The following is a 25,531-nucleotide window of genomic DNA, read 5'->3' on the forward strand; positions in this document are numbered from 1 at the left end:
ATGTCGTTGTCTGTCAAAACGGGGCTGGGCCTGCTCCTGCTGGTGGTGCTGTTTGCCCTGCTGGGCCCCGTGCTCTGGCCCGATCCGGCGGCTCAGGATCTGGCACAGTTTCTGGCTGATCCCTCCTGGCAGGAGCCCCTCGGGCGGGATCAGATGGGGCGCAGCCTGATGGCGCGCCTCGCGGCGGCGACCCGGCTCTCCCTGCTGCTGGGACTGCTGTGCGTCATCACGGCGGCGCTGTTGGGGTCATTGCTGGGCTGGCTCTCGGCCTGGCGCGGCGGCTGGGTCGACGGTCTGCTGCGCAGCCTGGCCGACGGCGTGCTGGCCCTGCCAGGCCTGTTGCTGGTGCTGCTCTTCTCCGCCATGGCCCAGGGTGGCTTTGCCATCCTCTATCTCGGGTTGGCCATGGCCCAGTGGGTGGAGTATTACCGGGTGGTGCGTGCCCGCAGCCGGGGGCTGCTCGCCTCGCCCCAGGTGGAGGCGTCCCGTCTGCTGGGATTCGGCCATGCCCATGTGGTGCGGCGCCATCTCTGGCCCGAGCTCGCCCCCCAGTTGCTCACCATGATGGTCTTCGGCCTAGCGGGTGCCATTCTAACCCTCTCTACCCTGGGCTTTGTCGGAGTGGGCATTCAGCCGCCAACGCCCGAGCTGGGGCTGATGATGACGGAGGCGCTGCCCCACTATCAGGAGGCTCCCCGTCTGTTACTGGCCCCCATTCTTGTCATGGGGCTGATGTTGCTGGCCCTGGTGCTGCTTCATCAGACGCGCGGCCTTGACATGCCATCTTCACAAGGAGCCACCTCATGACGGCCATTCATATCAAGGGGTTGCAGGTCGATGATGGCCAGAAAACCCTGTTGCAGGCGCTGGATTTCACCATTCATCCCGGCACCGCCCTGACCCTGATCGGGGAGAGCGGTTCGGGCAAATCCCTGTTGGCTCATGCCCTGATGGGGACCTTGCCAGCCCCCCTGATAGGCCGGGGCGAGATGGTGTCGGGTGGCCGCCATCACAACCTGGCCGACACGCCTCGTCTGCGCACTCTCTGGGGGCGGGAGCTGGCGATGCTGCCCCAGGAGCCGGTGCTGGCGCTGGATCCCACCATGGGGTTGCTTGCCCAGGTGGAGGAGGGGCGGCTGCCAGGGGGCAAGGAGGCCCGATCGCGGGCCCGCGCCGCCCTCGAGCGGCTTGGACTGGCCGGGCGGGAGGGCGCCTTTGTACACCAGCTCTCGGGAGGCATGGCCCAGCGTGCGGCCTTTGCCGCCGCCACCCTGGGGGAGGCCCGTCTGCTGGTGGCCGACGAGCCCACCAAGGGGCTCGACAGCCGGGCCGCAGCCAGGCTGGGTGCCTTGTTGCTGGGCTACCTGGCCCGTGGACGCCATCTGCTGACCATCACCCATGATCTCTCCCTGGCTCGCGCATTGGGGGGCTGGGTGCTGGTGGTCAAGGGAGGAGAGATCGTGGAGCAGGGGCCCGCCGAGCGTGTGCTGCACACGCCATCCCATGCCTATACCCGGGCCCTGCTGGCGGCGGAGCCCTCCGCCTGGCCCGAGGCGGCTGTCCCTCCCACCGGTGACTGGCTCATCCGCGGGAAGGGGCTTGCCATGGGATATGGGGATCAACCCCTGTTCACGGGGCTCGACCTTGCCCTGGCGCAAGGGGAGCGAATGGCCATCATGGCGCCGAGCGGCGCGGGCAAGAGCACCCTCGGCAACGTGCTGCTGGGTCTGCAACGCCCCCTGCAAGGGGAGGTGCTGCGCCGGGAAGGGATAGCCCCCTGCCGCTGGCAGAAGCTCTATCAGGATCCGGTGCAGGCCTTTGCAAGCCGAGTGCGCCTCGCCACCCAGTTCGATGATGTGCTGCGTCTGCACAGGCTGCCTCGCCATCGGCTTGTCGACTATCTGGCCCGGTTGGGGCTGGATGAACGGCTGCTGACACGCCTGCCAAACCAGGTCTCGGGAGGGGAGCTGCAGCGGCTGTCGCTTATCCGGGCCCTGTTGCTGCGCCCCGTGCTGCTGTTCGCCGATGAGCCCACGTCCCGGCTCGATCCCCTGAGCCAGCAACAGACCATCGCCTGTCTGCTGGAGGAACTGGGAGAGATAGGCTGCGCCCTGCTGCTGGTGACCCATGACGAGGGGCTGGCCGACAAGGTTGCTCCTCGTTGTCTGAGACTGGGGGAGGCGGGTACCCCCATGTTCGAAGGCGCGTCGGCCGAGGTGAGAAGAGTGGGGTAAAGAGGGGACAGGATGAATCCTTCCCCCATGATGAGATGACAGTGACGGGGCCTTGGGCCCCGTCGCATTAGAAAAACTTGGGAAAGCAGATTATAAAGTTTCGTTCGTTTTTTGTGATATGAATCACTAAGATTATCCCAAGCCAGAGAGCGTCCTGCTGCTGGCGGGTGCGGGTCCTCCGCCTTGTTCCTCTTCAACGACCTTTGTCAGACACCTCCTGCAGATCCCTGCCCGGAGGGTGGCGGCTTTTTGATCTTTTTCGGACGACAGTATGTATCGGCACAGCTTCTATCCCCTGTTTTTCCTGACCATTCTGATGGTCGCCGTGGGTCAGATGACCCAGACCCTCTATGTGCCCTCCATTCCCATGATGGCGGGGGACTTCCATGTGGCCTCCGGCCAGCTGCAGGCGGTGATGGCCTGCTACCTCATTCCCTACGGCCTCTCCCAGTTCGTTTATGGCCCCTTGTCGGATCGCATCGGTCGTCGCCCTGTGCTCATCATCGGCATGATGATCTTCCTGGTCGGCACCCTCACCATCCAGCTGATCCCGAGCTTCACCGCCTTGCTGGCGGGCAGCCTGATCCAGGGGCTGGGCACCGGGGCAGGGGGCGCCATGAGCCGGACCGTGATGCGCGACCGTTACAGTGGTGCCGAGCTCAACCGTGCCAACAGCCTGGTAAGCATGGGGGTCATCTTCTCCCCTCTGCTGGCACCTGTGCTGGGCGGCTGGCTCACCGAGCTGTTCAACTGGCGTGCCGGCTACTGGTTCCTGTTCGGTTTTGGTGCCCTGACCACCCTTGCGCTGCTGGCCTGGTTTGGCGAGACGCTGCCAGCATCCGCCCGCCAGCATTCGCTGCGGGTGGGCGCCGCCTATCGTCATGTGCTCGGCAACCCGCGCTTTCAGGGCAACCTGCTCTGTCTGATGGCCACCTTTGCCGGCCTCGCGGTGTTCGAGGCGGCGGCAGGGGTGTTGCTGGGGGACGTGCTCAAGCTGAGTGCCCGCACCGTCAGCGTGCTGTTCGTGCTGCCGCTGCCCGGTTATCTGTTCGGCGCCTGGCTCTCCGCCAGACTGAGTTTTCGCCTGAGCCAGGGCAAGCTGATGCGCCTTGGCATCGCCTTCCTGGCCCTGGGGTCGCTCATCATCCTGGTACCCGGGCTGCTCGGCATGGTGAGCGCTGCCTCCCTGGTGGGCGGGGCTGCGGTCTACTTCATTGGCAGCGGCATTCTCTATCCGACCGCCACCTCCTGTGCCATCGAGCCCTTCCCGGGCCAGGCCGGCACTGCGGGAGCCGTGCTCGGGGGCATGCAGAATCTGGGGGCTGGCGTGGTAACCCTGCTGGCCGCCAGCTTCCCGATGACGGGGCAGGTGACCCTGGGGGCCATCATGACGGTGATGGTGCTGATCGTGGCCTTGAGCTTTGTGTGGCTGCGCCACCACGGCGCGCCCCACGAGCAGATGGCCGTCTGACACGGCCAAGAGCCCGCCCCGTTGGCGGGCTTTTTACTGCCTCCTGCCGGGTGGCGAGACGCCGCAGGGGAGTGGAAGGGGGTTGCCGCGCAGGCAAAGAAAAAGCCCGTCGTGATGACGGGCTTTTTTGGATAGGTACCCCGGAGATGCCGTTGCCGGTTTGGGCCCTTGAACCGTCGGTTCAAGGCGGAGATCTAATCTGGCCGCAGGCTTCTCGGTCGGGCCGAGCATGCTCAATAGCCAGAAGGCAGACCCCCTGTTTGGTATGAATATCGGCTCGGGGACTTGAACCGGCTGACAAACACTCCAGGGAATTTCAAAACTCGGTGCGATTAGGGCTGTTGCGCCTCTTCGCTGGATTCACCGTATTGTCCGTGCTCGATCAAGGCGGCTTCGATGGTGCGTTGCAGCATCTTGATCCGCTTGTCCATGGTCTCAGAGTATTGGTGGTTTTTCTCTTTTTCAAGGCAGAGCTCATGACAGAAATTGAGCGCTGCCATGACGGCCAGCTGTTCGTTGCTGGAGACCTTGGAACGTTGACGAAGCTCGATGAGCTTGTCGGTCAGCTGGTCGGCGGCCTGGCGCAGGGCATCTTGTTGTCCCAGGGGACAGGACACCTTGTAGGGACGTCCCAGAATGACGATTTCTACGGCCTCTATGCTCATGCCTTCCTCAATACGGCGGGGCTGATTTCCGCCTATATCCACGTGGACAACTGGGCGGGACTATATAGCGCAGATGCAGAAGTTTCAAGGCCTTGCTGGCTCTGGCAGGGGGAGAATGCTAGGATCTCGGCCATAAATTCTGCATATTTGCCTGAACTTTGAGCGGATCCTAGATGAGCAAAACAAACCCCCTGAAATACGCCGCCGTGGCGGACCTGATGGCACAGCACGACCTCATGGCGACGGCCGTCGAGGCCCATGGCGTGATCTGCGGCCTGGTGTGCGGTGGCGTGGCCCTGGACGACAAAAGCTGGCAGCCCCATTTCAATGATCTGATCAACGACGGTTTCGGTCTGCCGGCACCGGTGCGCCAGGTGATGACCGACCTCTATCACGAGGTGATCGAGAGCCTGATGGCACAAAAGGGCGTAGAGCTGCTGCTGCCAAGCGACGAGGCGCCGCTCGATGAGCGCATCGACTCGCTGGTGGACTGGTCCCAGGCCTTCCTGGCCGGCTTTGGCGTGGTCCAACAGGAGCTCTCCAAGGCATCCGAAGAGCTGCAGGAGATGATTCAGGACATCGCCAGCATCACCCAGGTCTCTGCCGAGTTCGATCAGGAAGATGAAGAGAACGAAGCCTCCTTCCTGGTGCTCTACGAACACGTGCGCCTCGGGGTCATGATGGCGTTCGAGGAGTTTGGCAAGCGCCCGGCCGCGCCGAGTACGCCGCCGACCCTGCACTGATCTGCCCGCCCAGCGGGTCAATGAAAGAGCGCATCACGGCGCTCTTTCTGTTTTACAAGGGGTGAGAGCAGGGGAGGCACTCTGCTAACCCATGGTGCCAAAGCGGTTTTTTGCCCGTGGCTTCGCATCCCGTCCGCCACCTTTGTGGTAGGATTGGCCCACGTTTTTTCGCCTATGCCCTCTTCTCATGTCTCAATCTGATCTGGTTCACGTCGACGTGGCTATCGTCGGCGGTGGTATGAGCGGTGCCGTGCTGGCCCTCTCCCTTGCCGCCCTGAAAGGACAGGATGGCGCCCCCCTGCAGATCCTGCTGCTGGAGGCGAGTGCGCCCGAGCTCAATGCTCATCCCGGTTTCGATGCCCGTGCCATCGCGCTTTCCGCCGGTACCTGCGAGGCGCTGGCCCGTCACGGCCTCTGGCCGCACCTGGTACCCCACTGCTCCCCCATCAACCATATCCATGTGTCGGATCGGGGCCACTGTGGCCAGACCCGGCTGTCGGCGGCGGAGTATGGCTTGCCCGCCCTCGGTCAGGTGATCGAGCTGTCGGCGGCGGGCATCGTGCTGCAAGAGGCGATCGCCGCCTGCCCGCAGATCCGTATGTTGTGCCCGGCCAGGCTTGAGGCCATCGACCCCGACGAGGGGGGAGTGACGCTCGCCCTGGAGGGGGGCGCGCGCTACCGCACCCGGCTGCTGGTGGCGGCCGACGGGGGCCACTCCTTCGTGCGCCAGCATTTCAAGATGCCGGTCAGTCGCCACGATTATGGCCAGAGCGCCATCATCGCCACCGTCAAGACCGCCGAGGATCCCGCCGGGCGGGCCTTCGAGCGCTTCACCGACGGAGGGCCGTTGGCCCTGCTGCCCATGCAGGACGGCCTCTCCTCTCTGGTGTGGAGCGTCCCGCGGGACGAGGCACAGGCCCTGATGGCGCTGGATGATGCCGCCTTTCTCGCCCGTCTGCAGCAGGCCTTTGGCTGGCGACTCGGGCGCTTCGTGCGCACAGGGGCGCGCAACCTCTACCCCCTGGTGCTGACGGTGGCCGACTATCCCCTGGCCCAGCGTACCGTGCTGGTGGGCAACGCCGCTCACCTGCTGCATCCCATCGCCGGTCAGGGGTTCAACCTCGGCATGCGGGATCTGGACGTGCTGACCCGGACCCTGGCCCGTGCGCTCGCGGCGGGGGAAGACATCGGCGGCTTTGAGGTGCTAAGCGGCTACTGGCAGCAGCGGCGTGACGATCAGGCCCAGACCGTCTGGCTCACGTCCTCCCTGGCCCAGCTCTTCTCAAACCATCACGCTCCCCTGGTGGTGGGCCGCAATCTGGCGCTCTCCCTGATGGGCAGAGTGCCCTGGATCAAGGCACCGCTCGCCTCCCGCACCCTGGGATTCGTGGGCGAGGTGTGCGGCCAATAAGCGCTGTCGCACCGGCGGCAAAGACGATTTCGAGCAAGAGGCACGCCTGTGGGCGTCGCCTCGCAGATCCTGGCGACTCGCCCGGAAAGGACACAAGAGAATGCAGATGCAAGATGTGGATGTGGTGATCGTGGGGGGGGGCATGGTGGGCCTGGGGCTCGCTGCCGCCCTCAAGAACCGGGCGATCAAGGTGGCCATCGTGGAAGGCCGGCTGCCCGATGCAACGCTCGGTGAGACGCCGGACAACAGGGTCAGTGCCCTGAGCCTCGCGAGTCAGCACATCCTGCAAGGGGTCGGCGCCTGGGACGGCATAGTGGCGCGCCGCCTGCAGCCCTACGAGAAGATGCAGGTGTGGGAGCAGGACAGTTTCGGCCACATCGATTTCGATGCCGCCAGCCTGCGTCAGGGGGCCCTTGGCCACATCGTCGAGAACCGGGTGATCCAGCTTGCGCTGCTGGACGCCATCGCGGGGGCCAGCAATATCCAGATGCTGACCCCGGCCCGGGCCACCAGCCTGCAGTGCGGGCCAGCGGGCGCCCTGCTGCTGCTGGAAGATGGCCGGGCCCTCTCGGCCAAGCTGCTGGTGGCCGCCGACGGCGCCCACTCCTGGGTGCGCCGTCAGGCAGACATTCCCCTCACCAGCTGGGATTACGGTCATCACGCCCTGGTGGCGACGGTGCGTTGTGCCGAGCCCCATGAGGCGGTGGCGCGCCAGATCTTCACCCCCCAGGGGCCGCTCGCCTTCCTGCCCCTGTGGCAGCCCGACCTCTGCTCCATCGTGTGGTCTGTGCCCGCGGCCCGCGCCGAGGCGCTCTGCGCCCTGGATGACGACGGCTTCAACCGCCAGCTCACCGCCGCCTTTGATGGGCGCCTCGGGCTGTGCAAGGTGGAGGGGGCTCGCAGCGCCATTCCGCTCACCGCCCGCTACGCCCGCGACTTTGCCCGCGAGCGCCTGGTGCTGGTGGGGGATGCGGCCCACACCATCCACCCGCTGGCGGGGCAGGGCGTGAATCTGGGCTTGCTGGATGCCGCCGCCCTGGCGGAGCAGATCCTCATTCATCACGGCAAGGGCGCGGACATCGGCCTGCTCGCCAACCTGCGGGGCTACGAGCGCTGGCGCAAGAGCGAGGCGGCGCGCATGCTGGCGGCCATGGAGGGGCTCAAGCGACTGTTTGCGGGCAGCAACCCCCTCAAGAAGCTGGTGCGCGGGGTGGGGCTTCGCGCCGTCGACGGTCTTGGTCCCCTCAAGCAGGGCATGATCCGGGCCGCCATGGGGCTGGATGGGGAGCTGCCCACCCTGGCCAAAGGTGAAAAAATCTAATATTACCCCGGGGTTTTAACAAAAAAACTAATCTGACAGGGCGAGATGCCCCTTCGGGGTGTCAGCCTTTAATGTTGGCGAGAAGCGAAACGTTTTTCTGTAAATTGTGACGGGACGGTAAAAATCAACATTAAATCCCGTAATGGCGCGGTTTTGGCTGTTTTTATCACTGTTTTTGCCTTAGTGTCTGGTGTCAGTGAGTTGGGTGAGGATTAGTTTTTTTTGAGCGGTGCCCTGGCACGCTTGTCATATAATCCGCTCCGTTCAAGGAATCACTCCTGCCCGCCCGGGCGGGAACGAGCACAGAGCTTGTGGTCCGTAGTTCCCGACGAGCCGGGGCGGATTGCGAGTGTTGTCGCGAACGCTTAAGGAAACACAGCGATGATCCAGACTACTGTATTGCATCCGAAACACCTGGAAGCGGGTGCCAAGATGGTGGACTTCCACGGTTGGGAGATGCCCATCAACTACGGTTCCCAGTTGGAAGAGCACCATGTGGTGCGCACCGATGCAGGCATGTTCGATGTCTCCCACATGACCATCGTCGATTTGACCGGCGAGCGGGTCAAAGCCTTCCTGCAACACCTGCTGGCCAACGACGTGGCCAAACTCACCGTCCCCGGCAAGGCCCTCTACAGTGGCATGCTCAATCCGGAAGGCGGCGTCATCGATGACCTCATCACCTATTTCCTGACCGATACCTTCTACCGCCTGGTGGTGAACTCCGCCACCCGCGAGAAGGATCTGGCCTGGATCCGCCATCACGCCATCGACTTTGCCGTGAGCGTGACCGAGCGCCCCGAGCTTGCCATGATCGCGGTGCAGGGCCCCCACGCCAAGGCCAAGGCGGCCAAGGTGTTCACCCCCGAGCAGAATGCGGCGGTCGAAGGGATGAAGCCCTTCTTCGGTGTGCAGGCCGGGGATCTCTTCATCGCCACCACCGGCTACACCGGCGAAGATGGCTACGAGATCGTGGTCCCCCAAGAGAAGGCGTGCGATCTGTGGCAGGCCCTGCTGGACAACGGCGTGGCCCCTTGTGGCCTGGGTGCCCGTGATACCCTGCGCCTGGAAGCGGGCATGAACCTCTACGGTCAGGACATGGACGAGTCAATCTCTCCGCTCGCCGCCAACATGGCCTGGACCCTGGCCTGGGAGCCTGCCTCCCGCCAATTCATCGGCCGCGCCGCCCTGGAAGCCCAGAAGGCCGCCGGCAACCAGCCCAAGCTGGTGGGTCTGGTGATGGAAGAAAAGGGCGTGCTGCGTGCCGGCATGCCGGTCACCTTCACCAGCGAGAGCGGCGAGACACGGGAAGGGGTGATCACCTCCGGCTCCTTCTCGCCCACCCTGGGTTACAGCATTGCCCTGGCGCGGGTGCCCCGTGATATCGGTGAACAGGCCCAGGTGGAGATCCGCAAGAAGCAGGTCACCGTGAAAGTCACCAAGCCGGCCTTCGTGCGCAACGGCCAGCCGCTGGTGTAATCATTGATTGCGGCGAGGGTTGACCTTCGCCGCCCCATTTTTGTTGAAGCGATCCAAGAGCATAAAGGAAGCACAAATGAGCCATATCCCGAGCGAACTGAAATATGCCACCTCCCACGAGTGGGTCCGTGTTGAAGCCAACGGCGAAGCCGTGGTCGGCATCACCGAGCACGCCCAGGATCTGCTGGGGGACATGGTGTTCGTCGATCTGCCGGAAGTGGGCAAGCAGGTGAGCGCCGGTGAAGATTGCGCCGTGGCGGAGTCCGTCAAGGCCGCCTCCGACATCTACAGCCCGGTGAGCGGCGAGATCCTGGCCGTCAACGAGGAGCTGGAAGGCAGCCCCGAGCTGGTCAACTCCGACCCCTACGGCGCCGGCTGGCTGTTCCGCATCAAGCTGGACGACGCGGGCGAGCTCGCCAACCTGCTGGATGCCGAAGGCTACCAGAACGTGGTGGACGAAGAGTAATGCCCCCGGGCCCTGCCAACACAGCAGGGCCCTCTTGTATGACTGCCATCCTGCGGCCATGGCGGTTGCAGAATGGGCGCAGCCTTTGCGCCTTCGGGATGCCCTTGCCGCATTCCCCGTCTGCCCGCGGCGGACACAGAACATGAGTGGAGCCGGTTTCGACCGGCTACAGGAACATCAGGTCTTGGTTGTCAGGATGTCATGCCAGGACCTATTACCAGGAAATAGGGAAATGACCCAGTCACTGTTTGAACTCGAGCAAAAAACCGATTTCATCCGCCGTCATATCGGCCCGGGTGAGGAAGAACTGCGGGCCCTGCTCGCCACCGTGGGGGCCGAGAGCCTGGACGATCTGATTGAGCAGACGGTCCCCGCCGCCATCCGTCGTCCGGGGCCGCTTGGTATCGGCGCCCCCATGACCGAAGTGGAGGCCCTGGCCAAGCTCAAGGGCTATGCGGCCAAGAACCAGATCGCCAAGAGCTACATCGGCATGGGCTACCACGACACCCACGTGCCCCACGTCATCCTGCGCAACGTGCTGGAAAACCCGGGCTGGTACACCGCCTACACCCCCTATCAGCCCGAGCTGGCCCAGGGCCGTCTCGAAGCCCTGCTCAACTTCCAGCAGCTGACCCTGGACTTGACCGGCATGGATCTGGCGAGCGCCTCCCTGCTCGATGAAGCCACCGCCGCCGCTGAAGCCATGGCGCTGGCCAAGCGCATGGCCAAATCCAAATCCAACCTCTTCTTCGTGGCCGACGACGTTCACCCCCAGGTGATCGACGTGGTCAAGGAGCGCGCGGTCCACTTCGGTTTCGATGTGGTGGTCGGCCCTGCGGGCGAGGCCGTGAGCGAAGAGGTATTCGGTGCCATGTTCCAGTACCCGGGCACCACCGGCAATGTGGCCGATCTGCGTTCCCTCATTGCCGCCGTCCAGGCCCAGAAGGGGCTGGCCTGCGTCGGGACCGACATGCTCTCCCTGCTGCTGCTCAAATCCCCAGGTGAACTGGGTGCCGACGTGGTGTTCGGCAGTGCCCAGCGCTTCGGTGTGCCCATGGGTTACGGTGGCCCCCACGCCGCCTTCTTCGCCACCCGCGACGCCTACAAGCGCTCCATGCCGGGCCGGATCATCGGCGTCTCCAAGGATGCCCGTGGCAAGAGCGCCCTGCGCATGGCCATGCAGACCCGCGAGCAGCACATCCGCCGCGAGAAGGCCAACTCCAACATCTGTACCGCCCAGGTGCTGCTGGCCAACATGGCGAGCTTCTACGCCGTCTACCACGGCCCGGTGGGGCTCAAGACCATCGCCTCCCGCGTGCACCGTCTGACCACCATCCTGGCGCTCGGCCTCACCGCCAAGGGCGTGGCCCTCAAGCACGGAAGCTGGTTCGATACCCTCACAGTCCTGACGTCGGACAAGGCTGCACTCATTGCCAAGGCCGAAGGGCTCGGTATCAACCTGCGTGCGGATCTGGACGGTGCGCTCGGTGTGTCCCTCTCTGAAACCACCACCCGAGGCGATGTGGCCGAGCTGTTCGACCTGTTCCTTGGGGCGGGTCACGGCCTCGATGTGGAGGCCCTCGACCAGGCCGCCCAGACTCATCACGCCATTCCGCAAGACCTGCTGCGCACCGACGCCGTGCTGACCCACGAGGTATTCAACAAGTACCACTCCGAGACCGAGATGCTGCGCTACATCCACCGTCTCGAAGCGAAAGATCTGGCCCTGAACTACGCCATGATCTCCTTGGGCTCCTGCACCATGAAGCTCAACGCCACCGCCGAGATGATCCCGGTGACCTGGCCTGAATTCGGCAAGCTGCACCCCTTCGCGCCGCTCAAGCAGACCCAGGGTTACCAGCTGCTGCTGGCAGATCTGGAAGACTGGCTGGTGAAGGTGACCGGCTACGATGCGGTTTGCATGCAGCCCAACTCCGGCGCTCAGGGCGAATACGCGGGCCTCTTGGCCATCAAGAAGTACCACGAGTCTCGCGGCGAGGGGCATCGCGATGTCTGCCTCATCCCGGCCTCTGCCCACGGCACCAACCCGGCTTCCGCCCAGATGGCGGGCCTCAAGGTCATCGTCACCGCCTGTGACAAGGCAGGCAACGTGGATCTGGACGACCTGCGGGCCAAGGCCGCCGAGGTCGGAGACCAGCTCTCCTGCCTGATGGTGACCTACCCCTCCACCCACGGGGTGTACGAGGAGACCATCAAGGAGGTGTGCGACATCGTTCACCAGTATGGTGGTCAGGTGTACCTCGACGGCGCCAACATGAACGCGCAGGTCGGGCTGACGGCGCCAGGCTTTATCGGCGCGGACGTCTCTCACCTCAACCTGCACAAGACCTTCGCCATTCCTCATGGCGGTGGTGGTCCGGGCATGGGCCCCATCGGCGTGAAGAAACACCTGGCACCGTTTGTGGCCGGTCACGCCGTGGTCAAGACCGACAAGGAGAGCCGTGACAACGGCGCCGTGTCTGCCGCCCCGTTCGGCTCGGCCAGCATCCTGCCCATCAGCTGGATGTACATCGCCATGCTGGGTGACGAGGGGCTCAAGAAATCCACCCAGGTCGCCATCCTCAACGCCAACTACCTGGCCAAGAAGCTCGGCGAGTCCTTCCCCGTGCTCTATACAGGTCGCAACGGTCGGGTGGCCCACGAGTGCATCCTGGACATCCGCCCGCTCAAAGAAGCCAGTGGCATCAGCGAGATGGACGTGGCCAAGCGCCTGATGGACTACGGCTTCCACGCGCCGACCATGAGCTTTCCGGTAGCGGGTACCCTGATGGTCGAGCCGACCGAATCCGAATCCAAGCGCGAGCTGGATCGCTTCGTGGAAGCCATGACCGCCATCCGCGCCGAGATTGCCCGGGTGCAGGACGGTCACTGGAGCCTCGCCGACAACCCCCTGGTCCATGCGCCGCACACCCAGGACGACGTGATGGATGCAGAGTGGAACCGTGGCTACAGCCGCGCCGAGGCGGTCTTCCCGTCCGACGCCGTGCGCGCCAGCAAGCTGTGGCCGTCGGTCAACCGCATCGACGACGTCTATGGCGATCGCAACCTGTTCTGCTCCTGCGTGCCCACCGAGGATTACGCCAAGTAATCGCGGCGCTGTAGGACTGACAGCCAATACGCACAAGGCCACCCCAGGGGTGGCCTTGTTGTGTGTGGCGCCCGCGCGAACGGGCTACTCGCCCCGGCGCGCCGCCTCGATGGTGGCAATGTCAATCTTGTCCATCTGCATCATGGCCTCGAAGGCGCGCCTCGCAGCCTCGGGGTCGGGATCGGTGATCGCCTCGGTGAGGACCTGAGGGGTGATCTGCCAGGAGATGCCCCACTTGTCCTGACACCAGCCGCACTCGCTCGCCTGACCGCCATGGTCGATGATGGCGTGCCAGTAGCGATCCGTCTCGGCCTGGTCCTGGGTAGCCACCTGAAACGAGAACGCCCAGTTGTGGCTGACCCCGGGCCCGCCGTTGAGGCCGAGGCAGGGGATCCCCATCACCCTGAACTCGACCGTCAGCACGTCTCCTTCCTTGCCAGCGGGATAGTCGGCCGGGGCCCGGTGTACGGCACCGACTGCGGAGTCGGGGAAGAGGCTGGCGTAAAACCGTGCCGCCTCCTCGGCATCCCCGTCATACCAGAGGCAAATCCTGTTCTTGACTGGTCTCATTGTGTCGCAGCTCCATCCTGGTGTTTGTCCTTCGACGCCCGTGAGCGGGCGCCCCGATGGGTATCCTGCCGCCCGCAGCGCCTGCTGCTTCGCTGGGTGACAAGCCAGCCTGTACGCCGTTTGCCACCCGCTTGGGGCTTGCATGATGGGGTCAAGTGTAGTGGCATGGGGATCCTGGTCACCAGGCCGGGAGCCGGCATGAAGGCCGCAGCAAGAGAGGAGTCTGCCATGGACAGTACCCAGCGATTCTCGACCCGGGTCGAGGCCTATGTGAAATATCGACCCGGTTATCCCGCCGCCATGCTGGATTTTCTGGCAAGGGAGCTGGCCATGGGGCCCGAGTCCCAGGTGGCCGACATCGGCGCCGGCACCGGCATCCTGACCGCCCTGCTGGCCCCCCGGGTCGCGCGGGTCTGGGCGGTGGAGCCCAACGACGATATGCGGGCAGCCGCCAAACGGCTGCTCGCCCAGGTGGGGAACATCGGCTGGCTGCACGGCAGTGCGGAAGCCACGGGCCTGCCCACGGGGGCGATGGATCTGGTCACGGTCGCCCAGGCGTTTCACTGGTTCGATCGCGCGGCTTTTCGGCAGGAGTGCCAGCGGCTGCTCAAGCCCGGTGGCCAGGTCGCCCTCATCTGGAATGACAGGCTGACGAACACCCCGTTTCTCAAGGCCTATGAAGAGGGGCTGCACGCCTACTCGGGGGATTACGAGGAGGTCAATCATCGCAACCTCGGTGAGGCGGATTTTCGCGCCTTCTTCACCGGGGAGTACCGGCTCGATCGCTTCGAGAACAGCCAGCTATTCGATCTTGACGGGGTGCTTGGACGGCTCAACTCCTCCTCCTATGCGCCTGTGGCGGGCACGCCGGCCCACGATCAGATGACGGCGCTCGTTCGCCGCGAGTTTGCTCGCCATGCCGTTGACGGCAAGATAGCCTTCAACTATTCCACCCTGGTCTACAGTGGCCGGGTGTAGCCCCGTTCAGCGCTGACATCCGCAGTGAAAAGGCCCCCGCCAGTGATGGCGAGGGCCTTGTTTCATTTTGGCGGTCTGCATCCGGGCGATGCGAATGAGACCGTTGCGCGGCGAAGGGGCGGTATCAGCCCTGATCGATGCCGAGAATGGCCATGGCCTTGGCCAGGGTATCGACCGATTCCTGATGCTTGCCCGCGTTGTGCAGGGTCTCTCCGTCCGCCCTCAACTGCTTCACCTCGGCCAGTTGCTCGGCACTGAGGGCGGGGCCTGCGGCCAGGGCGTCGTCTATCTTCTTCATGTCCATGGGGCAGTGGAAGGCGAGGGCGCTGCCGCAAAAGAGCAGGGCAGCCAACAACAGCATGAGTCTCATCTTTCGGATCTCCATGTGGGGTTCCCGTCAAGCATAGCCCCGCAGGGGGAGGGCATTCGGGTTGAAGGGGGCGGGAGGCAGGGGCTACCATGACCCTTTTGTTGCGAGGAGGCTCCATGGCACTGACAAGGTTGCTGTCCCCCCTGACCAGTCTGGTGATCTTCATTCTGGGTCACGGTCTGTTCAATACCCTGCTGACGGTGCGTCTCTCCGCCGAGCAGGTGTCCGCCCAGGCCATCGGTCTGGTGTCGGCTGCCTATTTCGGCGGCCTGGTGCTGGGGACCTTCATCAATGCCCGCCTCATCATCCGGGTGGGTCATATCCGGGCCTATGCGGCTTATGCCTCCCTGCTCTGTTTTCTGTTTCTGCTGCACGGCATGGTGGTGGAGCCTGTCACCTGGGCGGCGCTGCGGCTGATCGGGGGGTTTGCCACCGGCGGCCTGTTCGTGGTGCTGGAGTCCTGGATGCTGGTCTCAAGCACCCCGGCGAACCGGGGGCGGTTGATGTCCCTCTACATGATCCTGCTGTACGGCTCACTCGCCCTGGGCCAGCTGCTGCTCAAGCAGGTGGACCCCATGGTGCTGACGCCGTTCGCCCTGTGCGCCATGGCGGCGACCCTCTCCGTAGTGCCTTTGGCGCTCTCCCGGGTGGCGACGCCGGCCATGGTGGCACCCCAGCCGGTGGGAGTGCTGGAGCTGGTGCGCCTCACTCCGGCGGGGATGGGCAGCAGCTTTACCTCGGGCCTCATCCTCGGGGCCATCTATGGGCTGTTGCCGCTCTATTTCACCGACAGCGGCGCCTCCCTCTCCCAGGTGGCGGACATGATGGCGCTGGTGATCCTGGGGGGGATGTGTCTGCAGTATCCCATCGGGCGTGCATCTGATCGTTACGACAGACGGTTGGTGATCCTGCTGCTCTGCGCCCTGCTGACCCTGATCGCGTTGCTGATGGTGCTGCTGCCGGGGCCCTGGCGCGAGCCAATCGAGGGGACTCTTGTCTTCCTGCTGGGGGGCATGGCGTTCTCCATCTATCCCTTGAGCCTCAGCCATGCCTGCGATGAACTGCGCCCGGATCAGGTGCTGGGGGCAAACCAGGGGTTGCTGCTTGCCTACAGCCTGGGAGCCATGACGGGTCCGCTGCTGGCCCCCTTTACCATGGCAACGTTCGGACCACAGGGGCTGTTCGTCTACTTTGCCCTGTGCGGTCTGCTGCTGTCGGCCTATCTCGGCTGGCGCAGGCGTAAGCGAGCCCCCATTCCGCTGACGGAGCATCAGGTCTTCATGCCGGTGCCCCCCAACACCCCCATGACGGCGGAGCTGGAGCCAAGAACGGATCTGGAAGGGGAGGCAGTGCCGGCGAGCTATGCCGTGCCTGATGCAGAAGAGTGAGCGGTGAGTGAAGAGGGGCAGGAGAGGGACGCGCCGCAGGGGCGCTGAAGGCTGGCGACCCAACGACAGGGATAAAAAAACCGACTCCAGGGAGTCGGTTTTTTGTTGGGCGGTTATCAGGCGGTCACGGCATCGGCCTGGGTAGCTTGTGCTTCCGGCGCCGGGTTGCGAATGAGGTAATCAAACGCACCCAGGGCGGCGGTGGCACCTGCCCCCATGGAGATGATGATCTGCTTGAACGGCACCGTGGTGGCATCCCCTGCGGCATAGACGCCGGGCAGGGAGGTGGCACCCTTGGTGTCGATCTCGATTTCGCCAAAGCGGGTCAGGGCCACTTCGCTCCCCTTGAGGAACTCGGTGTTCGGCACCAGACCGATCTGGACGAAGATGCCGGCTACCGCCAGATGCTTGATCTCGCCGGTAGTGCGATCTTCGTAGTCCATGCCCACCACCTTGCTGCCGTCGCCGATCACTTCGGTGGTGCGGGCGCTCATGATGATGTCGATATTGCCCATGGAACGGGCCTTCTTCTGCAGCACGTCGTCGGCACGCAGGGTATCGGCGAACTCCACCACGGTGACGTGCTCGACGATGCCGGCCAGATCGATGGCCGCCTCGATGCCGGAGTTGCCGCCACCGATCACCGCCACGCGCTTGCCCTTGAAGAAGGGGCCGTCACAGTGGGGGCAGTAGGCCACACCCTTGGTACGGTACTCGAGTTCACCCGGCACGTTCAGGTCGCGCCAGCGGGCACCGGTCGCCAGGATCACGGCGCGGCTCTTCAAGGTGGCACCGGAGGCGAGGTCCACGTTGACGTAACCATCCTTGCTGATGGCGGCGGCGCGCTGCTCGGTGATCACTTCCACGCCGTACTGCTTGACGTGCTGCTCCAGGCTGGCGGCCAGCTTGGGGCCCTCGGTGTAGGGCACGGAGATGAAGTTCTCGATGCCGACGGTGTCCATCACCTGGCCACCGAAACGTTCGGCGACAATGGCGGTGCGAATGCCTTTGCGTGCGGCATAGATGGCCGCGGCGGCGCCGGCCGGGCCACCGCCCACCACCAGCACGTCATAAGGCGCTTTTTCGCTCAGCTCTTGCGCCTTGCGCTCGGCAGCGCCGGTGTCGAGTTTGGCGACGATCTCTTCCAGCGAGATGCGGCCCTGGCTGAACGGCTGACCGTTCAGGTAGACGTTCGGGACCGCCATGATTTGACGCTCGTTCACCTCATCCTGGAACAGGGCACCGTCGATCATGGTGTGGGTGATGCCGGGATTCAGGGTGGACATCAGGTTCAGGGCCTGTACCACGTCCGGACAGTTGTGGCAGGAGAGTGAAATATAAGTCTCGAAGTGGAACTCGCCCTTGAGGTTCTTCACCTGCTCCAGCACGGCCGGATCGGCCTTGGAGGGGTGACCGCCGCTTTGCAGCAGGGCGAGCACCAGGGAGGTGAATTCATGACCCATGGGAATGCCGGCAAAGTGCACGCGCGGGGCCTGGCCCTGGGGCGCGATGCTCATGGAAGGCTTGCGGGCATTGGTGCCATCGGTCAGGGAAATTTTGGGGGACATCTCGGCTATCTCGCTGGCCAATGCCAGGAGTTCGGCGGATTTGTCGCTGTCATTGCCGGACACGCTGATCTCGATGGGATTGACGATGTACTGCAAGTAACCGTTGAGTTGTTGTTTGAGGTTGGTATCTAACATGGTCGAATTCCTTCTTGCTGAATGCGGGTCGGCACGATGACCGGGTACAGAAAACAGAGGTCCACACAGCAGACCGGCGCATTTTCTGAGGGCCGTAAACAAGACCGGCCCTTGAACGGGCCGGTCTTCAGAGCGGGGAGGCTTAGATTTTGCCTACCAGATCCAGGGACGGGGCCAGGGTGGCGTCGCCTTCTTTCCACTTGGCCGGGCACACTTCACCCGGGTGGGAAGCAACGTACTGGGCAGCCTTGACCTTGCGCAGCAGTTCCAGTGCGTCACGGCCGATGCCGCCAGCGTTGATTTCAACGATCTGGATGACGCCTTGCGGGTCGATGACGAAGGTACCGCGGTCAGCCAGGCCAGCTTCTTCGATCATCACGCCGAAGTTGCGGGTGATGGTGCCGGTGGGGTCGCCGATCATCGGGTACTGGATCTTCTGGATGGTGTCAGAAGTGTCGTGCCAGGCCTTGTGGGTGAAGTGGGTGTCGGTGGAGACGGCGTAGATCTCGACGCCCAGCTTCTGGAATTCGGCGTAGTTGTCGGCCAGGTCGCCCAGCTCGGTCGGGCAGACGAAGGTGAAATCAGCCGGGTAGAAGAACACCACGGACCACTTGCCTTTCAGGTCAGCGTCAGACACCTGAACGAATTTGCCATTGTGGTAGGCGGTGGCGTTGAACGGCTTGATTTCAGTGTTGATGTAGGTAGACATGTATTTGCTCCTTGGTGATGTACATATGCCTGTCTGGTGTTGAAGAGTCGTGCCAGACGAGGCGCTTAACTTTCGATGGAGTCATCATAGTGACTTTTTCTAATCGGTCAAAGCCACAATTTTGAATCACATAAATCTATTTATTAGATAGATCATCACAACTGTACCTAACATGAATATCTCAGGCCTTCGGAGATAACTCATTGTCGAAGTTCAATTTCTGTCCTGCATGTCACATTTTCAAGGGCTGGGCCGGATTTGTTTTCATTGCGTGAGCAGAGAAGGGGGCAGACGAGGCGGCGCAGTAGAAAAAAGAGGGATAAAAAAATCCCGGCGCCGTCGCACAGACAGGGCCGGGTCATCAAACAAGGAATGGCGATAAATATGCTTTACAGCAAAGACTAACTACGGGGTGTGCAAACTTGCAGACATATGAAGAGAAGATGGCGGGTGCACAATCCTCATCTCCTCTTCGGCAACCATTGCATGGTGGGCATCATAGTGTGATGAATGTCACAACGCAAGTTTTGTGGTGTAATTTTACAGTCAAACTGAAAGTCTTTCACTCGAATAGCCGTTAAATTAGGCTGAAAACGCTTTTATTGTAATTTTATTACAGTATTTTGGGATCAAAAGTCGGTTGGGGGCTCCTGTTCCTCCATCAGCTCCAGCAGATTGATGGCCACGGCGATGAAGTCCGACTCGGTGACGATGCCAACCAGCTTGCGCCCCTTGAGTACCGGTAGACAGCCATATTTGTGGCGCTGCAGATACAGAGCCGCCTCCTTGATGCCGGCGTGGGGATCCACGCTCGCCACCTGACGAGTCATGATCTCGTCGAGCTGGACGCTGTCGGTGAACTCTGCCTCCCGCTCGGGGTTGATCAGCAGCAGCTTGGATTCACGGGTGGCCAGGATGTCCGAGAGGGTGACCAGACCAAGCAGATGCTGGTGTTCATCGACGATGGGAACGTGACGGATCCGCTCCTGCTGCATCAGCTCCATCGCCTGCTTGACGCTGTTTTCCGGACCCAGAGTAAAGGGGTGTTCAGTCATGATCTCGGAGAGGGTCATCATGGTGGGCCTCCTTGTGTGTCTGCTTCCACCCTAGCCCAGCCCCCGTCGCCAGAACATGATCGGGGTCAATACAAAACCTTAAAGGTTTTTTAACGGGCCCAGCCTCACAAAATGGCCCGCTATCCCTTGTCTTCCTTGGGTTTTTAGTCTTTTGGGTTGCCTTGGAAGAGGGGGATAACTAGACTAGCCGCCGATTCCCCCGAGGTGAAAGATGCAAGTATCCGATTTTCATTTTGATCTGCCAGACGAGCTGATTGCCCGCTACCCCATGGCGGAGCGTACCGCCAGCCGCCTGCTGCAGCTCGATGGTCAAACCGGCGCCCTGCGCCACGGTCATTTTGTCGATGTGCTTGACCAGCTCAACCCCGGCGATCTGCTGGTGTTCAACAATACCCGGGTCATTCCGGCCCGCATGTTTGGCCAGAAGGCCAGCGGCGGCAAGCTGGAGGTGTTGGTGGAGCGCATTCTGGACGAGCACAGCGTGCTGGCGCACGTCCGCTCGTCCAAGTCCCCCAAGCCAGGTACCCGTCTCCTTCTGGATGGCGGTGCCGACGGTGTGCCCGTCGAGGCCGAGATGCGTGCCCGCCACGACGCTCTGTTCGAGATCCACTTCCTGGACCCGCGCCCTGTGCTGACCATTCTGGATGCCATCGGCCACATGCCGCTGCCTCCCTATATCGACCGTCCCGACGAGGATGCCGACAAGGAGCGCTACCAGACCGTCTACAACCAGAAGCCGGGTGCCGTGGCGGCGCCGACCGCCGGTCTGCACTTCGACGAGCCGCTGCTCGAGCAGATCCGTGCCAAGGGCGTGGAGATGGCCTTCGTGACCCTGCACGTGGGGGCGGGCACCTTCCAGCCGGTGCGCGTCGACAAGATTGAAGAGCACCACATGCACTCGGAATACGCCGAAGTGCCCCAGGAGGTGGTGGATGCCATCGCGGCGACCCGCGCCCGCGGCGGTCGGGTGGTTGCGGTGGGCACCACGTCGGTACGATCCCTCGAGAGCGCAGCCAAGGCGACCCTGGCCCAGGGCAAGCCGCTGGCGCCCTTCTTCAATGACACCGACATCTTCATCTTCCCCGGTTACGAGTTCCAGGTGGTCGATGCCATGATCACCAACTTCCACCTGCCCGAATCCACCCTGATCATGCTGGTCAGCGCCTTTGCCGGCTATGACAACGTGATGGCCGCCTATCAGGCCGCCGTGGCGGGACAGTACCGTTTCTTCAGCTACGGGGACGCCATGTTCGTCACCCGTCGCCGGGTGCAGGGTTAAGCCTTGCCCTTCAGAAGTCGTTCAGGCTCTGCTTGTCAGTATGCCGGCCGGCTTCATATTACCGGGCCCCTCGGGCCCTTTGTTGTCAGACTGTTTCTCTGACTGAATAGAGGTAGCAATGAAATTTGAATTGAAAACCACCGATGGGCGTGCCCGTCGCGGTCAACTGGTGTTCGAGCGTGGCGTGGTCCAGACCCCGGCCTTCATGCCGGTCGGCACCTACGGCACCGTCAAGGGGATGACACCGGAAGAGGTGCGTGAGACTGGTGCCCAGATCCTGCTTGGCAACACCTTCCACCTCTGGCTGCGCCCGGGTCAGGAAGTGATGCGCGCCCACGGCGATCTGCACGACTTCATGAACTGGCAGGGGCCGATCCTGACCGACTCCGGTGGTTTCCAGGTGTTCAGTCTGGGGCACATCCGCAAGATCACCGAGGAGGGGGTGCACTTCCGTCATCCCATCAACGGCGAGAAGATCTTCCTCGACCCCGAGAAGTCCATGGAGATCCAGTACGATCTGGGTTCCGACATCGTGATGATCTTCGACGAGTGCACCCCGTACCCGGCCACCTATGAAGAAGCGCGCAAGTCCATGGAGATGTCCCTGCGCTGGGCCAAGCGCTCCCGTGACAAGTTCGATGCGCTCGGCAACAAGAACGCCCTGTTCGGCATCATCCAGGGTTCTGTCTACGAACCGCTGCGGGATGTGTCGCTGGACGGTCTCCTTGAGATCGGCTTCGACGGTTACGCGGTCGGCGGTCTCGCCGTGGGTGAGCCCAAAGAGGACATGCATCGCATCCTTGACCATGTCTGCCCGAAAATTCCGGCCGACAAGCCGCGCTACCTGATGGGGGTGGGCAAGCCGGAGGATCTGGTGGAAGGGGTGCGCCGCGGTATCGATATGTTCGACTGCGTGATGCCGACCCGCAACGCCCGCAACGGTCATCTCTTTACCACCGATGGGGTGGTCAAGATCCGCAACGCCAAGTACCGGGAAGACACCAGCACCCTGGATGCGGACTGCGATTGCTACACCTGCAAGAACTACACCCGCAGCTATCTGTACCATCTGGACAAGTGCAACGAGATCCTCGGTGCCCGTCTGAATACCATCCACAACCTGCGTTATTACCAGCGCGTGATGCAGGGTTTGCGGGACGCGATCGAGCAGGGTAAATTAGACGACTTTGTAACTGAGTTTTACCGTCGGCAAGGGAAGCCTGTGCCTCCACTGGCTGAAAATGACGTGAAATAACAACGACATATAAGTTAGTATTCAAATCTACATCAATAAGAGGTTGTTAAATGAGCATTATCTCCAAGGCGTATGCAGAAGGCGCGGCTCCGGCAGCACAGGGTGGTGGCATGGAAATGATCATCATGCTGGCCGTGTTCGGTCTCATCTTCTACTTCATGATCTACCGTCCCCAGGCCAAGCGTGCCAAGGAGCATCGCAATCTGATGAGCTCCCTCTCCAAGGGCGACGAAGTGCTCACTTCCGGTGGCCTGGTCGGCAAGATCGCCAAGGTTTCCGCCGACAGCGACTACATTGTGCTGGCCCTGAACGATCAGACCCAGGTCACCATCAAGCGTGACTTCGTCTCTGCCGTTCTGCCCAAGGGTTCTATCCAGTCCCTCTAATCTCCCGAGGAGCACAGCGTGTTAAATCGCTATCCGCTGTGGAAATACCTGATGGTGATCGTCGTGATCGCCATCGGTTTTCTATATGCAGCCCCCAATCTTTACGGCGAAGACCCGGCCTTGCAGGTCTCTGCCAGCCGTGGTGCCGAAGTCAAACTAGAAACCCTCGATCAGGTGAAGGAAACCCTCGACGAGGCGAAGATCCCGGTCAAGCATGCGGCGTTCGAGCACGGCTTCATCCTGATCCGTTTCAACAACACCGAAGACCAGCTCAAGGCGCGCGACATCGTGGCCAACAAGCTGGGCGACAATTTCATCACCGCCCTCAACTTGGCACCCTCCACCCCCGCCTGGCTCGAGGCCATCGGCGCGGCGCCCCTGAAGCTCGGTCTTGACCTGCGGGGCGGTGTGCACTTCCTGATGGAAGTGGACATGGCCGAAGCGCTGGCCAAGCAGCAGGAACAGATGGTGCAGGATTTCCGCGCCGAACTGCGCACCCAGAAGATCCGCTACTCCGGTGTACGCCGGGTCGGGGATCAGGTGCAGGTGGTCTTCCGTGACGAGGCCGATCAGGCCAAGGCACTCTCCTTCCTGCGTCGCCAGAATGCGGATCTTGTCTTCACCACAGACCAGAAAGGGGATGACTTCATCCTGCTGGCCAGTCTGAGCGAAGCCAAGGTCAAAGAGGTGAAGAAGTATGCCCTCGAGCAGAACATCACCATCATCCGCAACCGGGTGAACGAACTGGGTGTGGCCGAGCCGCTGGTCCAGCAGCAGGGCGGCGAGCGTATCATCGTCGAGCTGCCGGGGATCCAGGACACCGCCCGTGCCAAGGAGATCCTGGGGGCCACCGCGACCCTGGAGTTCCACATGGTCGATGAGGCTGCCGATATCCAGGCCGCAGCCGCAGGCCGCGTGCCGCCGAGCTCCAAGGTCTACAACGATCGCAACGGTCGTCCGGTGGTGCTGCAAAAGCGCGTGATCCTGACCGGTGACCACATCGTGGGTGCCCAGTCCGGTTTCGATGAATACAGCCGTCCCCAGGTCAACATCAAGCTCGATGGTCAGGGTGGTAACAAGATGGCCAACTTTACCAAGGACAACGTTGGCAAGGGCATGGCGACCGTCTTCATCGAGTACAAGCCGGTGGGTCAGCCTGGTCCGGACGGCAAGCGCAAGTTCCGCAAGCAGGAGGAGGTGATCAACGTCGCCACCATCCAGTCTCGCCTGGGTAGCCAGTTCCGCATCACCGGGATCGACAACGCCAACGAAGCCCACAACCTGGCGCTGCTGCTGCGTGCCGGTGCCCTGATTGCCCCCATCCAGATCGTCGAAGAGCGCACCATAGGCCCGAGCCTGGGTCAGCAGAACATCGACAGTGGGATGGAAGCCATCGGCTGGGCCATGCTGGTTATCGTGCTCTTCATGGGGATCTACTACCGTGCCTTCGGCTGGGTGGCCAATCTGGCGCTGACCATGAACCTGGTGCTCATCGTCGGTATCATGTCGATGATCCCGGGGGCCACCATGACCCTGCCGGGCATCGCCGGTATCGTGTTGACGCTGGGGATGGCGGTGGATGCGAACGTGCTGATCTACGAGCGTATTCGTGAAGAGATCCGCAATGGTCGCGGGGTGCAGCAAGCCATTCACCTGGGCTTTGACCGCGCCTTCTCCACCATCGCCGACTCCAACATCACCTCGCTCATCACCTGCGTGATCCTGTTCGGTATCGGTACCGGTGCCATCAAGGGCTTCGCCCTGACCCTCGGGATCGGCCTGACGGCGTCCATGTTCACTGCCATCACGGTATCCCGCGCCATCATCAACCTGGCCTGGGGTGGACGGCGCATCGACAAGCTGCCGATCTAAGGAAGAGACATGTTTCAAATTCTACATTTTGAAAAGCCCATCCCCTTCATGCGTTTCGCCAAGCTGGGTATGGTCCTCTCTGCTCTGGTGACGGTGCTCGCCCTCTACGTTCTGTACGATCGTGGCCTGAACTGGGGGCTGGACTTCACCGGCGGTACCACCATCGAGGTGGGGTTCCAGCAGTCGGTGAGCCTGGACAAGATGCACGAGGCGCTGGATCAGCAGAAGATTGACGGGGCGACCCTGCAGTTCTTCGGCTCCAGCCGTGATGTGCTGGTGCGCATGTCCCCCCAAGAGGGCGTCAAGGTCGAGCAGCAGGGCAACGAGGTCCTGGCTGCCGCCAAGCTGGTCGACGAGAGCGCCGTGCTCAAGCGTGTCGAGTTCGTCGGTCCCTCCGTGGGTGACGAACTGGCCACCGACGGTGCCCTGGCCATGCTGGCCTCCATCATCTGTATCCTGATCTACGTGGCGGTGCGCTTCGAGTGGCGTCTGGCCACGGGGGGCATCCTCTCCCTGGCTCACGACGTGATCATCACCCTCGGCATCTTTGCCTACTTCCAGTACGAGTTCGACCTGACCGTGCTGGCGGCGCTGATGACGCTGGTGGGGTACTCCCTGAACGACACCATCGTTGTGTTCGACCGGGTGCGGGAGAATTTCCGCAAGGTACGCCGTGGGGACACCGCGGAGATCATGGATCTCTCCATGACCGAGACCCTGAGCCGGACCATCATCACCTCGGGGTTGACCTTCGTGGTGGTGGTGGCGCTGCTGCTCAAAGGCGGGCCTCTGATCCACGGTTTCTCCATCGCCATGGTGATCGGGGTGGCCTTCGGGACCTACTCCTCCATCTATGTGGCGAGCGCCTCAGCCATGTTCCTCGGGATCAAGCGGGAGCACATGCTGCCGACCCAGGTGGAAAAAGAGGGCGCGGATCAGCAAGAGATCCTGCCGTAACAGACAAGGGCGCCGCAAGGCGCCCTTTCTCTTGTGGCCGGGGTGAGTCATGATGCTCCCCACAACCCAGCATCCATTACCCAAAGCAA

22 protein-coding genes and 1 other RNA gene are annotated in these 25,531 nt (G+C 62.6%); 16 read left to right on the plus strand and 7 right to left on the minus strand.

Annotation, left to right across the window (positions count from 1 at the left end; all coding sequences use genetic code 11):
* The 3 genes from MUW49_RS09565 to emrD all read left to right on the plus strand — a co-directional run bounded on the left by MUW49_RS09565 (position 1) and on the right by emrD (position 3,705).
* On the plus strand, positions 1 to 807 hold the full coding sequence (locus tag MUW49_RS09565; RefSeq protein ID WP_171865238.1) for an ABC transporter permease: 807 nt from the start codon (positions 1 to 3) through the stop codon (positions 805 to 807).
* A complete protein-coding gene (locus MUW49_RS09570) occupies positions 804 to 2,234 on the plus strand; it encodes an ATP-binding cassette domain-containing protein (RefSeq protein ID WP_244812655.1) in 1,431 nt (476 codons plus the stop codon). The genes MUW49_RS09565 and MUW49_RS09570 overlap by 4 nt, the downstream gene beginning before the upstream one ends.
* Before the next feature lie 271 nt (positions 2,235 to 2,505).
* Positions 2,506 to 3,705 carry a multidrug efflux MFS transporter EmrD gene (gene emrD / locus MUW49_RS09575; protein ID WP_039038746.1) on the plus strand — a complete coding sequence of 400 codons (1,200 nt, stop codon included), beginning with the start codon at positions 2,506 to 2,508 and terminating at the stop codon, positions 3,703 to 3,705.
* Between the two features lie 133 nt (positions 3,706 to 3,838).
* Here emrD and ssrS read toward each other — a convergent pair.
* A non-coding RNA gene (gene ssrS / locus MUW49_RS09580) (6S RNA) lies at positions 3,839 to 4,021 on the minus strand.
* Positions 4,022 to 4,037: 16 nt separating this feature from the next.
* Positions 4,038 to 4,370, minus strand: a complete 333-nt coding sequence (zapA, locus tag MUW49_RS09585) for a cell division protein ZapA (RefSeq protein ID WP_010675086.1) — start codon at positions 4,368 to 4,370, stop codon at positions 4,038 to 4,040.
* 173 nt (positions 4,371 to 4,543) lie between these two features.
* Here zapA and MUW49_RS09590 point away from each other — a divergent pair, with 173 nt between their 5' ends.
* From MUW49_RS09590 to gcvP, 6 genes are all read left to right on the plus strand, one after another.
* A complete protein-coding gene (locus tag MUW49_RS09590; RefSeq protein WP_042864005.1) occupies positions 4,544 to 5,113 on the plus strand; it encodes a UPF0149 family protein in 570 nt (189 codons plus the stop codon).
* A 187-nt stretch (positions 5,114 to 5,300) separates the two neighbouring features.
* On the plus strand, positions 5,301 to 6,524 hold the full coding sequence (gene ubiH, locus MUW49_RS09595) for a 2-octaprenyl-6-methoxyphenyl hydroxylase (RefSeq protein WP_171865240.1): 1,224 nt from the start codon (positions 5,301 to 5,303) through the stop codon (positions 6,522 to 6,524).
* A 100-nt stretch (positions 6,525 to 6,624) separates the two neighbouring features.
* Positions 6,625 to 7,845: an FAD-dependent 2-octaprenylphenol hydroxylase gene (locus MUW49_RS09600; protein ID WP_171865242.1), complete on the plus strand. Its 1,221-nt coding sequence runs from the start codon at positions 6,625 to 6,627 to the stop codon at positions 7,843 to 7,845.
* 381 nt (positions 7,846 to 8,226) lie between these two features.
* Complete coding sequence (gene gcvT, locus MUW49_RS09605; protein WP_010675082.1) at positions 8,227 to 9,324, plus strand: glycine cleavage system aminomethyltransferase GcvT; 1,098 nt, start codon at positions 8,227 to 8,229, stop codon at positions 9,322 to 9,324.
* 76 nt (positions 9,325 to 9,400) lie between these two features.
* The gene (gene gcvH, locus MUW49_RS09610) at positions 9,401 to 9,790 is read left to right on the plus strand and encodes a glycine cleavage system protein GcvH (protein ID WP_010675081.1); all 390 of its coding nucleotides are present in this window, start codon (positions 9,401 to 9,403) and stop codon (positions 9,788 to 9,790) included.
* Positions 9,791 to 10,022: 232 nt separating this feature from the next.
* Positions 10,023 to 12,899 carry an aminomethyl-transferring glycine dehydrogenase gene (gene gcvP, locus MUW49_RS09615; RefSeq protein WP_171865244.1) on the plus strand — a complete coding sequence of 959 codons (2,877 nt, stop codon included), beginning with the start codon at positions 10,023 to 10,025 and terminating at the stop codon, positions 12,897 to 12,899.
* An 84-nt stretch (positions 12,900 to 12,983) separates the two neighbouring features.
* Here gcvP and MUW49_RS09620 read toward each other — a convergent pair whose 3' ends face one another.
* Positions 12,984 to 13,469, minus strand: a complete 486-nt coding sequence (locus tag MUW49_RS09620) for a VOC family protein (protein ID WP_201955901.1) — start codon at positions 13,467 to 13,469, stop codon at positions 12,984 to 12,986.
* A 228-nt stretch (positions 13,470 to 13,697) separates the two neighbouring features.
* On the opposite strand from MUW49_RS09620, the gene MUW49_RS09625 reads away from it, so the two are divergent.
* Positions 13,698 to 14,447: a class I SAM-dependent methyltransferase gene (locus MUW49_RS09625; protein ID WP_201955898.1), complete on the plus strand. Its 750-nt coding sequence runs from the start codon at positions 13,698 to 13,700 to the stop codon at positions 14,445 to 14,447.
* A 124-nt stretch (positions 14,448 to 14,571) separates the two neighbouring features.
* On the opposite strand, the gene MUW49_RS09630 is transcribed toward MUW49_RS09625, so the two are convergent.
* Positions 14,572 to 14,817 (minus strand): hypothetical protein, encoded by a 246-nt coding sequence (locus MUW49_RS09630; protein ID WP_041215012.1) that lies wholly within the window; start codon positions 14,815 to 14,817, stop codon positions 14,572 to 14,574.
* Positions 14,818 to 14,933: 116 nt separating this feature from the next.
* Between MUW49_RS09630 and MUW49_RS09635 the strand changes: the two genes are divergently transcribed.
* Positions 14,934 to 16,205 (plus strand): MFS transporter, encoded by a 1,272-nt coding sequence (locus MUW49_RS09635; RefSeq protein ID WP_161470314.1) that lies wholly within the window; start codon positions 14,934 to 14,936, stop codon positions 16,203 to 16,205.
* 116 nt (positions 16,206 to 16,321) lie between these two features.
* Here the strand turns inward: MUW49_RS09635 and ahpF are convergent, their stop codons facing one another.
* The 3 genes from ahpF to MUW49_RS09650 form a co-directional block, all read right to left on the minus strand.
* Positions 16,322 to 17,908, minus strand: coding sequence for an alkyl hydroperoxide reductase subunit F (ahpF, locus tag MUW49_RS09640; RefSeq protein WP_039038739.1), 1,587 nt, complete (start codon positions 17,906 to 17,908; stop codon positions 16,322 to 16,324).
* Positions 17,909 to 18,050: 142 nt separating this feature from the next.
* Positions 18,051 to 18,617, minus strand: coding sequence for an alkyl hydroperoxide reductase subunit C (gene ahpC, locus MUW49_RS09645; protein WP_010675074.1), 567 nt, complete (start codon positions 18,615 to 18,617; stop codon positions 18,051 to 18,053).
* 629 nt (positions 18,618 to 19,246) lie between these two features.
* The gene (locus MUW49_RS09650; RefSeq protein ID WP_010675073.1) at positions 19,247 to 19,693 is read right to left on the minus strand and encodes a CBS domain-containing protein; all 447 of its coding nucleotides are present in this window, start codon (positions 19,691 to 19,693) and stop codon (positions 19,247 to 19,249) included.
* Between the two features lie 211 nt (positions 19,694 to 19,904).
* Here MUW49_RS09650 and queA point away from each other — a divergent pair, with 211 nt between their 5' ends.
* The 5 genes from queA (at position 19,905) to secF (ending at position 25,442) form a co-directional block, all read left to right on the plus strand.
* Positions 19,905 to 20,972, plus strand: a complete 1,068-nt coding sequence (gene queA / locus MUW49_RS09655) for a tRNA preQ1(34) S-adenosylmethionine ribosyltransferase-isomerase QueA (RefSeq protein WP_244812656.1) — start codon at positions 19,905 to 19,907, stop codon at positions 20,970 to 20,972.
* A gap of 118 nt (positions 20,973 to 21,090) precedes the next feature.
* Positions 21,091 to 22,227: a tRNA guanosine(34) transglycosylase Tgt gene (gene tgt / locus MUW49_RS09660; protein ID WP_010675071.1), complete on the plus strand. Its 1,137-nt coding sequence runs from the start codon at positions 21,091 to 21,093 to the stop codon at positions 22,225 to 22,227.
* A 50-nt stretch (positions 22,228 to 22,277) separates the two neighbouring features.
* A complete protein-coding gene (gene yajC / locus MUW49_RS09665; RefSeq protein WP_010675070.1) occupies positions 22,278 to 22,613 on the plus strand; it encodes a preprotein translocase subunit YajC in 336 nt (111 codons plus the stop codon).
* Positions 22,614 to 22,631: 18 nt separating this feature from the next.
* Positions 22,632 to 24,485, plus strand: a complete 1,854-nt coding sequence (secD, locus tag MUW49_RS09670; RefSeq protein WP_029314697.1) for a protein translocase subunit SecD — start codon at positions 22,632 to 22,634, stop codon at positions 24,483 to 24,485.
* Between the two features lie 9 nt (positions 24,486 to 24,494).
* Positions 24,495 to 25,442: a protein translocase subunit SecF gene (secF, locus tag MUW49_RS09675; protein WP_244812657.1), complete on the plus strand. Its 948-nt coding sequence runs from the start codon at positions 24,495 to 24,497 to the stop codon at positions 25,440 to 25,442.
* Positions 25,443 to 25,531: the final 89 nt, after the last annotated feature.

It is taken from the genome of Aeromonas sp. LsrichE-8G (assembly GCF_022869435.1).
GTDB classification, from domain to species: Bacteria; Pseudomonadota; Gammaproteobacteria; order Enterobacterales; family Aeromonadaceae; genus Aeromonas; species Aeromonas caviae.

Excerpts from the sequence above, each read along its gene's own strand:
- emrD (WP_039038746.1), top strand. The coding sequence starts at position 2,506 with ATGTATCGGCACAGCTTCTATCCCCTGTTTTTCCTGACCATTCTGATG.
- gcvP (WP_171865244.1), top strand. The coding sequence starts at position 10,023 with ATGACCCAGTCACTGTTTGAACTCGAGCAAAAAACCGATTTCATCCGC.
- MUW49_RS09630 (WP_041215012.1), bottom strand. The coding sequence starts at position 14,817 with ATGAGACTCATGCTGTTGTTGGCTGCCCTGCTCTTTTGCGGCAGCGCC.
- MUW49_RS09565 (WP_171865238.1), top strand. The coding sequence starts at position 1 with ATGTCGTTGTCTGTCAAAACGGGGCTGGGCCTGCTCCTGCTGGTGGTG.
- MUW49_RS09620 (WP_201955901.1), bottom strand. The coding sequence starts at position 13,469 with ATGAGACCAGTCAAGAACAGGATTTGCCTCTGGTATGACGGGGATGCC.
- MUW49_RS09570 (WP_244812655.1), top strand. The coding sequence starts at position 804 with ATGACGGCCATTCATATCAAGGGGTTGCAGGTCGATGATGGCCAGAAA.
- gcvH (WP_010675081.1), top strand. The coding sequence starts at position 9,401 with ATGAGCCATATCCCGAGCGAACTGAAATATGCCACCTCCCACGAGTGG.
- ubiH (WP_171865240.1), top strand. The coding sequence starts at position 5,301 with ATGTCTCAATCTGATCTGGTTCACGTCGACGTGGCTATCGTCGGCGGT.
- gcvT (WP_010675082.1), top strand. The coding sequence starts at position 8,227 with ATGATCCAGACTACTGTATTGCATCCGAAACACCTGGAAGCGGGTGCC.
- queA (WP_244812656.1), top strand. The coding sequence starts at position 19,905 with ATGCAAGTATCCGATTTTCATTTTGATCTGCCAGACGAGCTGATTGCC.
- MUW49_RS09600 (WP_171865242.1), top strand. The coding sequence starts at position 6,625 with ATGCAGATGCAAGATGTGGATGTGGTGATCGTGGGGGGGGGCATGGTG.
- yajC (WP_010675070.1), top strand. The coding sequence starts at position 22,278 with ATGAGCATTATCTCCAAGGCGTATGCAGAAGGCGCGGCTCCGGCAGCA.
- MUW49_RS09635 (WP_161470314.1), top strand. The coding sequence starts at position 14,934 with ATGGCACTGACAAGGTTGCTGTCCCCCCTGACCAGTCTGGTGATCTTC.
- MUW49_RS09625 (WP_201955898.1), top strand. The coding sequence starts at position 13,698 with ATGGACAGTACCCAGCGATTCTCGACCCGGGTCGAGGCCTATGTGAAA.
- zapA (WP_010675086.1), bottom strand. The coding sequence starts at position 4,370 with ATGAGCATAGAGGCCGTAGAAATCGTCATTCTGGGACGTCCCTACAAG.
- MUW49_RS09590 (WP_042864005.1), top strand. The coding sequence starts at position 4,544 with ATGAGCAAAACAAACCCCCTGAAATACGCCGCCGTGGCGGACCTGATG.
- tgt (WP_010675071.1), top strand. The coding sequence starts at position 21,091 with ATGAAATTTGAATTGAAAACCACCGATGGGCGTGCCCGTCGCGGTCAA.
- MUW49_RS09650 (WP_010675073.1), bottom strand. The coding sequence starts at position 19,693 with ATGATGACCCTCTCCGAGATCATGACTGAACACCCCTTTACTCTGGGT.
- ahpC (WP_010675074.1), bottom strand. The coding sequence starts at position 18,617 with ATGTCTACCTACATCAACACTGAAATCAAGCCGTTCAACGCCACCGCC.
- secF (WP_244812657.1), top strand. The coding sequence starts at position 24,495 with ATGTTTCAAATTCTACATTTTGAAAAGCCCATCCCCTTCATGCGTTTC.
- ahpF (WP_039038739.1), bottom strand. The coding sequence starts at position 17,908 with ATGTTAGATACCAACCTCAAACAACAACTCAACGGTTACTTGCAGTAC.